Origin of the sequence: Methanobrevibacter sp. AbM4, from assembly GCF_000404165.1 — an archaeon.
Lineage (GTDB): Archaea > Methanobacteriota > Methanobacteria > Methanobacteriales > Methanobacteriaceae > Methanarmilla > Methanarmilla boviskoreani.
Genome location: NC_021355.1, coordinates 1,158,600 through 1,171,172 on the forward strand (window position 1 = coordinate 1,158,600; position 12,573 = coordinate 1,171,172).

Annotated in this window: 18 protein-coding genes; all 18 read right to left on the reverse strand. The window is 33.4% G+C overall.

Features of this window, described 5'->3' with window-relative positions; genetic code table 11:
• Positions 1-5: 5 nt before the first annotated feature.
• The 18 genes from ABM4_RS04665 to ABM4_RS04750 all read right to left on the reverse strand — a co-directional run bounded on the left by ABM4_RS04665 (position 6) and on the right by ABM4_RS04750 (position 12,549).
• On the reverse strand, positions 6-1,001 hold the full coding sequence (locus ABM4_RS04665; RefSeq protein ID WP_016358525.1) for a carbohydrate kinase family protein: 996 nt from the start codon (positions 999-1,001) through the stop codon (positions 6-8).
• Positions 1,002-1,134: 133 nt separating this feature from the next.
• Entirely contained in the window at positions 1,135-2,028 is an 894-nt protein-coding gene (locus tag ABM4_RS04670) for a formylmethanofuran--tetrahydromethanopterin N-formyltransferase (protein ID WP_016358526.1), read from the reverse strand.
• Between the two features lie 57 nt (positions 2,029-2,085).
• Positions 2,086-3,171, reverse strand: a complete 1,086-nt coding sequence (locus ABM4_RS04675) for an HAD hydrolase family protein (protein WP_016358527.1) — start codon at positions 3,169-3,171, stop codon at positions 2,086-2,088.
• An 82-nt stretch (positions 3,172-3,253) separates the two neighbouring features.
• Positions 3,254-4,825 carry a 4Fe-4S binding protein gene (locus ABM4_RS04680; RefSeq protein WP_016358528.1) on the reverse strand — a complete coding sequence of 524 codons (1,572 nt, stop codon included), beginning with the start codon at positions 4,823-4,825 and terminating at the stop codon, positions 3,254-3,256.
• Positions 4,815-5,870, reverse strand: a complete 1,056-nt coding sequence (locus ABM4_RS04685) for a 4Fe-4S binding protein (protein WP_016358529.1) — start codon at positions 5,868-5,870, stop codon at positions 4,815-4,817. Before ABM4_RS04685 ends, ABM4_RS04680 begins: the two co-directional genes overlap by 11 nt.
• 23 nt (positions 5,871-5,893) lie before the next feature.
• Complete coding sequence (locus ABM4_RS04690) at positions 5,894-7,012, reverse strand: nickel-dependent hydrogenase large subunit (protein WP_016358530.1); 1,119 nt, start codon at positions 7,010-7,012, stop codon at positions 5,894-5,896.
• A gap of 3 nt (positions 7,013-7,015) precedes the next feature.
• A complete protein-coding gene (locus ABM4_RS04695; protein ID WP_016358531.1) occupies positions 7,016-7,492 on the reverse strand; it encodes an NADH-quinone oxidoreductase subunit B family protein in 477 nt (158 codons plus the stop codon).
• Positions 7,493-7,530: 38 nt separating this feature from the next.
• Positions 7,531-7,908, reverse strand: a complete 378-nt coding sequence (locus ABM4_RS04700; protein WP_016358532.1) for a DUF1959 domain-containing protein — start codon at positions 7,906-7,908, stop codon at positions 7,531-7,533.
• Between the two features lie 21 nt (positions 7,909-7,929).
• Entirely contained in the window at positions 7,930-8,265 is a 336-nt protein-coding gene (locus ABM4_RS04705; protein ID WP_016358533.1) for a DUF2104 domain-containing protein, read from the reverse strand.
• 41 nt (positions 8,266-8,306) lie between these two features.
• A complete protein-coding gene (locus ABM4_RS04710; protein WP_016358534.1) occupies positions 8,307-8,564 on the reverse strand; it encodes a hypothetical protein in 258 nt (85 codons plus the stop codon).
• A 27-nt stretch (positions 8,565-8,591) separates the two neighbouring features.
• A complete protein-coding gene (locus ABM4_RS04715) occupies positions 8,592-9,455 on the reverse strand; it encodes a respiratory chain complex I subunit 1 family protein (protein WP_016358535.1) in 864 nt (287 codons plus the stop codon).
• Between the two features lie 29 nt (positions 9,456-9,484).
• On the reverse strand, positions 9,485-9,700 hold the full coding sequence (locus tag ABM4_RS04720) for an SND2/TMEM208 family protein (RefSeq protein WP_016358536.1): 216 nt from the start codon (positions 9,698-9,700) through the stop codon (positions 9,485-9,487).
• A 14-nt stretch (positions 9,701-9,714) separates the two neighbouring features.
• A complete protein-coding gene (locus tag ABM4_RS04725; RefSeq protein ID WP_016358537.1) occupies positions 9,715-10,386 on the reverse strand; it encodes an energy-converting hydrogenase A subunit H EhaH in 672 nt (223 codons plus the stop codon).
• Positions 10,387-10,461: 75 nt separating this feature from the next.
• A complete protein-coding gene (locus ABM4_RS04730) occupies positions 10,462-11,139 on the reverse strand; it encodes an EhaG family protein (RefSeq protein ID WP_016358538.1) in 678 nt (225 codons plus the stop codon).
• On the reverse strand, positions 11,139-11,732 hold the full coding sequence (locus ABM4_RS04735) for an EhaF family protein (RefSeq protein WP_016358539.1): 594 nt from the start codon (positions 11,730-11,732) through the stop codon (positions 11,139-11,141). The genes ABM4_RS04730 and ABM4_RS04735 overlap by 1 nt, the downstream gene beginning before the upstream one ends.
• Before the next feature lie 28 nt (positions 11,733-11,760).
• The gene (locus tag ABM4_RS04740; protein WP_016358540.1) at positions 11,761-12,021 is read right to left on the reverse strand and encodes an EhaE family protein; all 261 of its coding nucleotides are present in this window, start codon (positions 12,019-12,021) and stop codon (positions 11,761-11,763) included.
• The gene (locus ABM4_RS04745) at positions 12,014-12,292 is read right to left on the reverse strand and encodes an EhaD family protein (RefSeq protein ID WP_016358541.1); all 279 of its coding nucleotides are present in this window, start codon (positions 12,290-12,292) and stop codon (positions 12,014-12,016) included. The genes ABM4_RS04740 and ABM4_RS04745 overlap by 8 nt, the downstream gene beginning before the upstream one ends.
• Before the next feature lie 2 nt (positions 12,293-12,294).
• Entirely contained in the window at positions 12,295-12,549 is a 255-nt protein-coding gene (locus tag ABM4_RS04750; RefSeq protein ID WP_016358542.1) for a DUF2109 domain-containing protein, read from the reverse strand.
• Positions 12,550-12,573 lie beyond the last annotated feature (24 nt).

Below are 12,573 nucleotides of genomic sequence, written 5' to 3' on the forward strand. Positions count from 1 at the left end.
AAAATTTAATCCCCATCATTTTCTTTGTCATACTCTTCTAAGAAATCTTCCAAATCATCAATCATTGGAAGACCAGAGATACCCATTTCCTGAACAGCTTTAGATGCAACCCAATTTCCAACAGTGACAGATTTTTCTAAATCGAAACCTTTCACATAACTATATAAAAATCCTGCATTAAATGAGTCACCTGCAGCGGTCGTATCCTTTGCATCTACTAAAAATGCTGGAACCTTAACCTCATCATCATTGGAATTTATACCATATGCTCCTTTAGTTCCCCGTTTTACAATTACGGTGTCTATTCCGTCATCTCTGATTTTAATGGCCAAGTCCCTAAAACTTAAGTTCTCATCTTCAGGAATATTATCCCTTTTTCTATAATAATCCTCATATAGAATAAACATCTCGTTTTCATTTATAAGCAAGATATCAGTTCTATCTAAAATTACTTTAAGTTCATCCACACCAAGTTTCGCATATATTAAACCTGGATCAAAACTCAAAATCATAGATTCTGGAAGTCTTGAGATTAAATCCTTTTGAGTTTGGAAAGTCTCACCAAACATTGAAGTGTAATGTATAATATGACCACGTGCAAGTTCGATAGGGTTAATCTCATCTAGTTCAATTGTTTCATTAACGCCTGTGTCGACATATAATGCCCTTTCACCATTCTGATCTACAAAACCTAAAACCTTACCTGACACACCGGTATCTGAATAAATTAGATTATTTAAGTATACTCCATGTTCTGCTAGATTGTATTCAAGTAATTCCCCTTCTGCATCATCTGCAATTTTACCTATATATGAGGTTGTAAGACCTAAATTTGCAAGACCAATTATTGTATTGGCTGCAGAACCACCTGGACTTTCCTCCTCGGATATGATAGATCTTTCTTCATCATGACATGCAATCTCATCAACCGTAAATAGTTTATCCACATTCAATGCACCAAATCCAATAACATCATATTGGATATCATCAACAATTTCCATTTAAACACCTAAATAACCTAATTATAATTAATTTTAGACCAATATAAATAAAGAATTATAAATGATTTATTGGTTAAAAACCTATCTATCATTTATAAATCATGATAATGATTTTAACTTTATTCATACCAATTTAAATACCTAAAATATCATGTAAATAAAAGGTATCCTCTCCAAGTTTTCCACCAAAGTTACCTGCAGAGATTTTTACAATTCCATCAATATCTAAAATACTGTCAATTGCCGCTTTTACGGCTTTCCTCATGGACTCCTCATTTACAGCATCTATAACAATTTCAGGAATATAGTTTACACCATCAGGTACCTTACTTTCATCACCTAATCTTTCTTTAAGTGAAGGACAATATGGATGATTTGTGGAAGGTCCGATCTGTGGGAAATTGGTTTCAGGTTTACTTGCAGCTGAACAAACACCAAATGGTGCACATGCTCCGGGAACATTTAGAATTGCATCAACAATATTTCTTCCTGCCTCAAGTACTGCCTCTTTAGTGCTACACATATACCAGAAGTTAGCACCCATAATACCATTTCCATATCCCATTTCTTTATCAATTAAAAAGTCAGGAACGGCAATAGGGACATGAATCATATCCCTACCATAGATATTTTCTTCCCATTCGTAACCGTCACCGCAATGACCTACCTGTTCCATCATGCCAATGTAACCGTCAGGGTTTTCAGTTGCTGAAAACATTGAGGTAAATGGTTTTACTAAAATATCCTGTCTAATCCTATAGGATAGTTCCAACTCATATTTTTTCAAATCATCAAGACCAAACCAATATTGAGCCATATATCCTGGTCTTCCGTCAGGAGTGAAATTGGCAGATACAGGTCCTTCAACTCCACCTTCAATTCTTCCAATAACTGAACTTGGTGTTGCAGTAGAATCATATGCTGCCTCTTTTGCGGTTTGTTCATCTTCAGCAGTAATTAATGCTCGTATATATTTTCCTCTGAAACTTTCAAAGAATGTATCTTCAACTAAACTATAATCTGTCATTTGAATCACGAATTTAATAATATTATAAAATAAGCAATTGCTTATTATAAACTTAACTTACATAATTGATGCAATATCCTTACCACGTAACTTAGCCCTCATTTCAATACTTTTATCAGCTAGTTCGTCTCTATTTTTATCAGTAATCTTAGCAATAATGGGATATTCTTTACCATCAAAATGTTCCTTAAAGTAATCTAAGAAACGGTGACTAATTCTGAATCCCTCATACATACCTTCAGGTAAAAATTCGTATTGATCTATAAATCCCATTGTATAATATTTACCTATTCTATAGAATAAATCAAGAATTACTGTAAATGGAATTGCATCCTCGGATATAATTGCAACTTCAGCTGCATTTATTGCATATTCATTTCCATTAAATGCAACTGCCAAACCTCCATGTGATTTTACATATTGAAGAGGTTCCAAATCTGTAATACTATCTCCTGCATAAATCACATTTTTAGGATCGATATCATTTTTTTCAATAATATCTTTTAGGGCCTTTTCTTTCTCAATACCCCCAACGGGATTAATGTTAAACATGTCCTCTGCAAAACTCATGTTCTTAAATTGATTAAAGAAGATATCATCAAGTAAATCTCCTTCCCTTTCAAGCTCTTCTGAATCTAGATTATTTCTATAATCTTGCATGAGATTACATTCAAGGATTTTACATCTGAATTCCTCAACTTTAACCTTTTCCTCATCTGTAATAGGCATTGAATCCAAATCAACCTCGGTATGATAAGTATTCTCATATGGAAAATCCATTTTATCACATAATGCTCTAATGTATTGACCATAGCTTGTACTTACAATATAGGAGTCAATGAATTCTTCTGCAATGAAAAATGAATTCTCAACACCATTAACAGTTTTTAAGGTTTCCTTTGCATAATCAATTAAATCCTGATTAGTAATATCCTCAGCTTTAAAGAATGGAGTGATATATGCCAAGGTTCCACCAACATGATAACCTTCCCTATTTTCTACTTCAACTAAGTAATCGTCATAACTACTTAAAATCTTATAAAGTTTACTGCCATCCCGAATAAAATGGGAACATGCCTCATAAGCATTATCATTAATAGTTAACGGACCTTCACAATCTGTTACATAAACTTTCTTACTCAAATTAATCCTCCTAATCTAAAGTATTTAAAAAAATGATAAAAATTAATGAAATAAAATTTAAAATGAAACAGTATTTTGGTTTTTAAGAATCTGTAAGTTGATTATTATCATCAGAATCTACAATATCAGAGCCTGTTTTATTGCTTATAGAATCTTCACCATCATCTGAATCTGTAGCTTGAGCATCAACATTATCAGAATCCGGCATTTCTGAATTATTTGAATCAGTATCTTCACCGCCAGGGTTCTGACAATCCTTAATAATGTCAATGTCAATTGCATTTACAGGACATAGACATTCACATTCCCTACAATAAATACAGTTATCCTCGATATATTCAACCTTATCACTTACCATCTCAAGTGCATCTGTAGGACAGTTATTCACACATACACCGCAAGATAAACATCTAATATTGGATAATGTTAGTTTACCTTCCCTAGGCTTTTGAATCTCTGTGGACAAGTAATAGATTGTATCGCCTTTGGATTCAAATGATTCCTCGTAAATCGTAATGACATCAAACCTGCAAGCTTCAACACACTTACCACAAAAGACACATGAATCTGTAACATGTACCGGTGCAGGAGTATCTAACCATAATGCATCATCTACAGGACATACGTTCATACATTCTCCACAGCCAATACATCTGAACTCATCTATAAATATTCTTCTTTTCGGTGGGAATGAATCAATCAAATTATTCATTTCTGTTATTTTAAAGTTTGAACCAGTGATATCCTCAAATTTTTTAGTAATTACCTCTGATGCGTTAAATTTAAGTTCAAATAAATTCTCGGATTCAATGATATCATCGGGTTTTACATTCTCTGCAGTTACCTCATCCAAATGTTTTGAAAATTGAAGTGATAAATCAGATAAGATCCTGTCAATTCTTGAAATGTTATGAGACAACACTGAAACATCTTTATCCACAATTTCTGATATGGTATCGGAGGTTCTAATCTTACTATATTGGGCATATGCTCTTTTACGTGAGGAGAATTTAATTGCCGTGGAAGGACATGCATGCATACACTCTTCACATCTTGCACAGTATCCTGGATTAATGTATGGTAGCTTTAATGTTTTACTAATAATAATGGAACCTTTAGACGGACATACCCTTACACAGGTTAAACAACCAATACATTTCTTATGGTTTACAACAATCGCCTTTCCACCTTTGACGGTTCTCGGCAATATCTCACCATATTTAATTGCATCTGTAGGACATACCCTATAGCAATATCCGCATCTCATACATTTGTCTTCATCGATCTCACTGAAAGTCTCAGAACCCTCTGAACGTAGGTGAATAGCCCCCGTTTTACAATTAGCCACACATGCCCCACATGCTCTACACAATGCCTTGTTAATATTTGGAACATTTTCCTTAATTGGTTCCGCAATCTTTGTAGTCATTGTGATGGCATCATAAGGACAGGCATTTCTACATAGTACACAGCCAAAACATGAATCATGTAACCTAATATTGCCGTTAGGATCCAAATAGATGGCTTCAACTGGACATGATTTTAAACATGGTTTTTCAACACAATGAGCGCATTTATTATCATCAATATCCCATTGAACTTCCACTTCACGTATAGGTTTTCCGAAACGTTCATAATCTTCTCTAACCTGCATTGTGCTCACCTTTTATAAAATCATGATCTAATTGGGAAGGAGTAACGGTGATAAAGGCATATTCATTACCCTCATCATCAGAGTCAAGTACAAATTTAGCAAGGAATAATTTAATCACTGCAAATGGACAAGTTTGGAAACAAATACTACATCTACAACACTTATCATGATCTCTTACAATGGTATCCCTCTCCTCATCAAAACTAATTGCCCCAATTGGACATTCCTTAACACACATTTGACATTTCTTACACTTTTCACTGTTCCATGTAATAACCCTAATCTTTAATCTGTCAACTGCATTTTCAATTATTTCATGTGCGATTTCGGTATCCGGAATAATCTTTAATGCCTCATCCCAGATATTTGATATTGGGAATTTTAATTGTAACAATGATTCTGGAGCCAATTTTTCTAAATCTTCCTGTTGAGCTTCAATATATTTTTCCAGACTGTCAACAACTAGTTTAATCAATTTTCTTTGATCTTGTAGGTTATCGATAAATATTCCTTTCATGGCACCTTTAACTTTACAAGCCTTAACACATTCTCCGCATGCAATACATTTTAATTGATTTACTTTTACATGTCCGTCAACAACTGAAACCGCATCTACGGGACATGCTTTAATACATGAATTACATTTGATACATAAATAATCATCAACAATATATCTGCGTTTAGATGGAATGATATTGAAATCTTCTTTAATTAAATGATTTTCCCCACATTCTAAAGTTTTTGGATTAGACGGGCAAACCTCAGCACAGAAACCACATCTAATACAGCCACCCTCATTAATTACAGGATAGACTAAACCTTCTGCTTCTTCAGTTGTCTCATCCCTTACAAGCTTGATTGCTGTTGGAGATGGACAACTTGCAATACAAGAACCGCATCCAATACAATTTTCCTTAATAACAACTGGAAAATCTCTAAATCTAGAAGGTTTTTCAACTGATTCTTTATGAGATTTTGCATCAGTAAAACGATTGATCCAGGTTTTTCTTGCAAATTCATATACATACCAAATTAAAGAACTCATAAACCATCATCTTTTAATTGAATTTAAAACATATCTTTTACGATTTTTTCATTAGTGTCTCTATTTAAAACTTGAACACGTTCAGCACATGCAATACAAGGATCACATGATGCATATGTAGCCACTGCATCTGCAACAGTTGGAACATTAGTCAACATATATTTAGCACATGAATCTATATTTGTAATACTTGGAGTACGTATTGAAATATGTTTTATTAAATTGCCGTTTGTCTCACACATATACTTTACTTCGCCACGAGGAGCCTCATTTACCCATTCACTGTAACCTGTATTAACTTCAACAGGTACTCTAATATCACCTTTAGGCATGTTATCAATAGCCTGTTTGATTAAATCAATTGATTGAGGTATCTCATCAAATCTGTTCATGGCACGGGCATAATTATCTCCTTCTTTTCTCCAAATAGGAGAGAAATCCAAATGATCTCTATAGGTAGGATGGAATTCCCTGCAATCATGTTTAAGACCTGATGCCCTACCAATAGGGCCTACTGCACGACCTTTTAATGCCTCTTCTCTGGTCATTTCTCCTACACCCTTAGTCCTTAAAGCTAAAACAGAACCTTCAGAGAATAATTCCACTATCCTATCATGGTTTTCCTCAATGACCTTAAGATTTTCAAGTATGGCATTGAAATGTTCTTCATTGGCATCCATTCTTACTCCACCAAGAACATTCCAACCCATATTAACCCTGTTACCTGTTAACAATTCAATAGAATCCATAGCATATTCCCTAAGTTCCAATACTTTCATGAATAATAACTCATGGTCCAAACATTTAAAGAATGTGGAATTTGCCAGATAATGGGACTGAATTCTATCCAATTCGTTAGTGATGACTCTTAAAAATTGGGCTCTTGGAGGTGCGTAAACTCCTGCCATATGCTCTAAAACCTCTGCAAATGATTGGGTATGTTCATAGGAACAAATACCACATATTCTTTCTGCAAGATAAATACATTTTTGCCAGGTTTTACCTTCCATAATCTTCTCTATTCCACGGTGGACATAACCATAATCTATTTCAGCTTTGACTACTCTTTCACCCTGAGTTTCAAGCTTTAATCTTAAAGGTTCCTTTAAACCTGGATGGACCGGACCTATAGGTACTATCATTTCTTACACCTCATCCTCATCATCTTTAATCTTCTTGTTCTCATGACTTTTTGCAACCATGGCATCAGGCGCAACATTTAAAATTGCATTAATAATTTCAGGGGGACTTGGAGGACAGCCAGATACAGCCCCATCTATAGGGATAAAATTAGATGCTGGAGCACTAACCCTACCACCTTCTTGAGCAAAAACACTTCCCGTTTGAGGACAGTTTCCAACAGCTAAAACAAGTTTTGGCTCTGGAGTCTTAGCATATATTCTTCTTAACTTATCCTCCCACTGTTCAGTGACAGGTCCTGTTAAAAGTATTATATCTGCATCACGAGGGTTGTTTTGTAAATAAATACCATATTGTTCAAGATCATATCTAGGAGATAAACATGCAACGAGTTCTACATCACATCCATTACATCCGCCACAATTAACAATACAAACATTAATTGAGGTTTTTCGTACAATATCCTTAAGACGATCTAACATTTTCTTACCTCTAAACTGAAATTATTATCTAATAAAAATTATCTTAATTTTTCAACCAATATCCTTCTTCCTTCATCTACCGCATCACTGTAATCTTTACCATGAAGGATTTCCTCTGTCAATTTAAATTTAATATCCCTTGCTTCCTCCTGTGAAAGCAATTGAAGTACATCCACATACCATATAAATCTTAAATCAATATGTAATCTCATCATAATTTCTTCAGGAATTGCTGATTCATATGTTGAGTGAAGTGCCTCCAATGAGGACATGTCTAAATTTTTCATAAGAATATCCTCAAACTCTTCAACAGATATTCCCAGTTCTTTAGATAAAGGAACAATTAAATCATCATGCCATTTGAAACTTCTAAGAATTCTTAATTTATAAAGTTTCATTTTCTCTTCATCATCCATATAATCACCAATAGACTAAAATTAAATTATATTAAATAAACATTGTGTAAAAAACCAAATTACCACTGCAACTATAATACCAATTACAGTTTCTCTTCTACCATAACCTGGTCTCATATCTATTACAAAACCTATTAAGAATAGACCAATACTTATAACAATAAAGCTTGGAATAAAGTTAAGGAGACTGTAGTTAACAAATAAAAACCAACCAAGAATAGCCATAACTAATATTGGTATATTGGTTTCTTTAATAATATATGGTTCTAAATGTTTTTGATAGCTGTATAGAAGACCAAGAATAGCCCCAACTATAAAAACTATTAGATATATTAAAACATGTAATTGTTCTATCATAATCATCATCTGATTGGTTTGTTTTTAATTTAAATAATCTGTTATAATGGTCTGTATAATAATATAATTGAAATGCAGATCACAGCAAAGGTAATGAAAAACATTATCTTCTCTAGATTTTCTGCAAGTTCTGAACCTTTCTCTGTATATTGATATAATATTAACGGAGCAATAAGTATAGCTATAACTACAAGTGGCAAAACAACAGGACTTTGAAATATGACAGCAAGTCCACTAATAAATATAATACCAATAGCTACTAATGATGTAAGTATTAAAAAGTCTTTTTCTTGACTCATTTTCTCTCTCCGTATTTCATTTTTTAATTAAATTACCATTGGAACTAATGTTCCGAATACACATATAACTGCAATTGTAAACTGTGACATGACTGAGTGGTTTGGATTTAACATAGGTGTTGTGGCACTTATAAAACCTGTAATTACAGATATTATTATCATCCCAATTGCATAACCCACTATTGTTAAAGGTCCACAGAATATTGTAAGGAACAACCATAATAGAACATACCATAACATAGATTCGGAAAACATTATGAATCCTCTTAGGAATCCGAAATGTTCCGTTTCAAATCCGGAAATAATATCCTTACCTGTAGTAATTCCAAATGGAGAATATGGAGCCTTTGTAATAATAATCATAAAGAACATCAATGCCGCAAGTGGAATTGAAAATATTAGTGGTCCATGTGCAGATTGATAAGATATTATTTGTCCAATATTCATTGTATGAGTTTCCAAATAAACAAGTACAATAGCTGCAAACAATAAAAGCTCGGATGAAGCAGAGAAAACCGCCCTTACACAACTAAGTTTTCCATAGGGAGAACCTGATGAGGAACCTGAGTTATGTTCTACAATCTTATGAACCGCATAGATACCAAACATTACCATTAAAGATCCATAGGTTACAGGACCAACAATTACACCGGTAACCCATATAGCACATAATATAGTTACAATTGCTATGTAAAATGGTTTTGAAATTGTTTTAGGCCATGAAGATTCTTTAAAGAAAAATTTTAAAGAATGCAATAAATACTGAATCAAAGGAGGTCCTGGCCTTAACTGAACACGAGCCATAACTTTCCTATGTAAACCTAAAAGTAAGCTCCCAGCAAGAAAAGCTATCATTACATTTATTAGAATATCTGCCATTAAATTATACATATAAATCGAATACACACTCTATAAAGGATTTAATATCCAATAAATGGTTCCTGTATTCTTTCCTCCTTCTCATCTTTTTTAGGTTTAGCCATAGTAAGTAAACCTAATGAAAGGATAAAAAATGGTATAAATACAATTGCTACAGCATAGACAATCCAATCTGCAGGATTAAATATTAAGGCATATAATATTGCAATTGTTGATATGATAAGTAATATGCTACTTACAGTTTTTAATTTATTCATTTTTAACACCTTTTCTAAGTACAAATAATGAGTAATACTTCAATTACCCTTATAATAATAAATAATGAACTTAAATGTACAATTAATAAAAATGGAGAACCTGGGGTCCTAAACATCTCTGCTTTAGATGCGAAGAATGGTGCTATACCTGATTCACCACAGGCTCCGATAAATATTAATATTGCACCGAAAATCATCATTGCAGTAGGTTTCATACTTTGAATTGCAAGTAAACTTACTGTTCCACATGCTCCAAGAACAATTGCTGCACCTCCAAATAATGGTAAGCTACACATCATCGCAATTAAACCATATTGGAAAACAGAATCCAAAACATCTACTTGTTTTACTGATGATATAATACCAATATTTAAGATTCCGACAAGGGACATGAATAAGGTCAAATTATATAAATCCCCTGTAATCATCGCACCTGCTGTAGCTATACCACAAATCACAGACAAGAATCTTCTTGCTTTAAACTCCTTAATATCTACGGATTTTCTTTTGTCTGCAAGTGTACCGAACTCGGCTTCAACCTGAGTTTCCGTATGGCCTATAGCAATAAGAAATGTGAATATCAATATAGTCACAAACATGAACAAATGAAATGGATTTAAATAGAATACAATATCCCCTAAAGGTACTATCCCAAGTAAATTTCCACCTAAACTTGCAATACTCATAATTTTCCTCTATCAAATTTTTAATTCAACAACTAATATTTTAAATATTAAAATTAATTAGTTTAAGCTAATTAATTATTTTTTACCAAAATCTTCTCTCATAAGGACTCCGATCAATCCCATTTTTGTTGCAACTTTTAAGAGTAATCCGCAAGCTGCAAGGAATAAACATAATAACCAATATTGTGGCATGGTAAAGAACAACCAGAAAGATATAATCCACATACACCAGCCAAGTCCAGATATACCGGAAATACCATTTAATTCAAGTACAGGTAATCCCCTTGCTTTTCTTGAAAGGATATATAATAGGATACCTCCACCTGCAACTGCACCACCTGTGAATCCAGTTAAGAAAACTCCATAAGCAAGTAAAATCAAACTTAAGAAGTTTGGAGCTGTGGTTAATATTTCCATATTGTAATCCATAGGCATTGGAGCGAAGGATACATTAGGTTGATTTGATGAAATCTTTCTCATTTCACGGGATATTAAGATTTCGGAAATTGCCATAATCTCCGCAAGTTCCACAACCAAACCTGGTAGAATAAATGACTCAGCCAAATCTGTACCTACACCGGCAACTACGATAATCATTGCAAATCCAATTAAATCGGTTAAGATAAGAACATGGATATCACGTTTCTGCATTGCTATTGCAATACATGTAAAGAAACCTACAATTATTGCAGTGTAAAATGCAGGCAGATACATATTTGCATATATAAGGGGAACTGTTGTAGGAACTAACATTAATTGTCCCTCCTGTTCTGCTTAATATGAGCTTTACGATTATTCATCTCAACCTCGGAAGCCAATCTATCAGATTCAGATATTGCAACCTTCATATCTTTCTTAATATTTTCAGGATCATTCTTTCTATTCATGGTATAGTTTACACATAACCATGAGGCAATAATAAATGCCATCATTAAAATTGAAGATTCAAGAACCGTATCGAAACCTCTGGTATAGTATAAAATCTCGTCTATAAGTCCACCAGGAGATGAGTAGATACTCGTACCAAAGTATGGTGATATGCTCATAACAAATTGAGACAGTGGTGAAACGTAAGAGTTAATCCAACCTAAATTAGGCTCATACTGTGGATATTGAGATATAGTTATACCTCTCTCTTTAAGAGGTTCACCTCCACGGGCATAAGGAGCCATTGCCATACCCTGATCCACTTGAACCTGAGGCTCAGGTCTTGGATAAATTTGGTCTACATTTAATCCGACCGGAATTAAAAGACCAATGATTAAAGCGATACCTAAAATCAAAGCAAATAACCGTGGAATTCTTTTAGGAGTAGCTAACTTATTCCATAAATCTCCTATTCTCATAAGTTACACCCCTTAAACTTTAATACCATTAAACATCAGCTCCTATTTCTTCTAAACGTGAAATAGCTCTAAATAGAATTAATGTACATATAACAGATGTAGCAATCATTGTTAAAAGAGCTAATGTATGGTTATAACATAATAATATTAATGAAACACCAACTGAGGCAACCTCAGTATTCATAGTCCTAACAACCGGGTCTTTTACACCAGGACCCCAGCAAGCACCTAAAGTACCTACAACAGCCAGAATAATTCCTGCATAAAACCATATGTAAATATTAAACATTAGGACCACCTTCCCGATTATTATGCCTAATTCTATCAATTTTTAAAATTGACATTAAGAAAATGATAGTAGATACAGGACCTAAAATTGCTATGGCAAATGCAACATCCAAATACTTAAATGTCACTACAGCAAGTAGAAAACCAGCATCAACAATACTGTACAAGATAACTTTATCTATCGGTTTTTTTACAACTAACATACCAATTGAACCAATAAACATTAAAGCTAAAGCAACAGTAGTAATGTTAAAAAATCCTAGAAAATTCATTTTTATTCTCCATCTAAGACAATTTCATCATCTAATTTATTTAATGTATATGCAATTGCATTAGAACTAATTGTTGAACAGACAAAGAATACAGCTGCAACTATCAATGCAAAAGGTGTATTAATATATAATGCAATCATAGCAGGAACTGAAAATCCGATAACATTAATATACAATAATTTCTCAGCCCTATTTTGAGTTATTAAAGCTCTTAATGCCATGAGAATAGTAATAATACCCAAAATTTCCATATACATCTTATCGCCCCATATCTTTATTTA

Excerpts from the sequence above, each read along its gene's own strand:
- ABM4_RS04665 (WP_016358525.1), bottom strand. The coding sequence starts at position 1,001 with ATGGAAATTGTTGATGATATCCAATATGATGTTATTGGATTTGGTGCA.
- ABM4_RS04670 (WP_016358526.1), bottom strand. The coding sequence starts at position 2,028 with ATGACAGATTATAGTTTAGTTGAAGATACATTCTTTGAAAGTTTCAGA.
- ABM4_RS04680 (WP_016358528.1), bottom strand. The coding sequence starts at position 4,825 with ATGCAGGTTAGAGAAGATTATGAACGTTTCGGAAAACCTATACGTGAA.
- ABM4_RS04685 (WP_016358529.1), bottom strand. The coding sequence starts at position 5,870 with ATGAGTTCTTTAATTTGGTATGTATATGAATTTGCAAGAAAAACCTGG.
- ABM4_RS04690 (WP_016358530.1), bottom strand. The coding sequence starts at position 7,012 with ATGATAGTACCTATAGGTCCGGTCCATCCAGGTTTAAAGGAACCTTTA.
- ABM4_RS04695 (WP_016358531.1), bottom strand. The coding sequence starts at position 7,492 with ATGTTAGATCGTCTTAAGGATATTGTACGAAAAACCTCAATTAATGTT.
- ABM4_RS04700 (WP_016358532.1), bottom strand. The coding sequence starts at position 7,908 with ATGGATGATGAAGAGAAAATGAAACTTTATAAATTAAGAATTCTTAGA.
- ABM4_RS04705 (WP_016358533.1), bottom strand. The coding sequence starts at position 8,265 with ATGATAGAACAATTACATGTTTTAATATATCTAATAGTTTTTATAGTT.
- ABM4_RS04710 (WP_016358534.1), bottom strand. The coding sequence starts at position 8,564 with ATGAGTCAAGAAAAAGACTTTTTAATACTTACATCATTAGTAGCTATT.
- ABM4_RS04715 (WP_016358535.1), bottom strand. The coding sequence starts at position 9,455 with ATGTATAATTTAATGGCAGATATTCTAATAAATGTAATGATAGCTTTT.
- ABM4_RS04720 (WP_016358536.1), bottom strand. The coding sequence starts at position 9,700 with ATGAATAAATTAAAAACTGTAAGTAGCATATTACTTATCATATCAACA.
- ABM4_RS04725 (WP_016358537.1), bottom strand. The coding sequence starts at position 10,386 with ATGAGTATTGCAAGTTTAGGTGGAAATTTACTTGGGATAGTACCTTTA.
- ABM4_RS04730 (WP_016358538.1), bottom strand. The coding sequence starts at position 11,139 with ATGTTAGTTCCTACAACAGTTCCCCTTATATATGCAAATATGTATCTG.
- ABM4_RS04735 (WP_016358539.1), bottom strand. The coding sequence starts at position 11,732 with ATGAGAATAGGAGATTTATGGAATAAGTTAGCTACTCCTAAAAGAATT.
- ABM4_RS04740 (WP_016358540.1), bottom strand. The coding sequence starts at position 12,021 with ATGTTTAATATTTACATATGGTTTTATGCAGGAATTATTCTGGCTGTT.
- ABM4_RS04745 (WP_016358541.1), bottom strand. The coding sequence starts at position 12,292 with ATGAATTTTCTAGGATTTTTTAACATTACTACTGTTGCTTTAGCTTTA.
- ABM4_RS04750 (WP_016358542.1), bottom strand. The coding sequence starts at position 12,549 with ATGTATATGGAAATTTTGGGTATTATTACTATTCTCATGGCATTAAGA.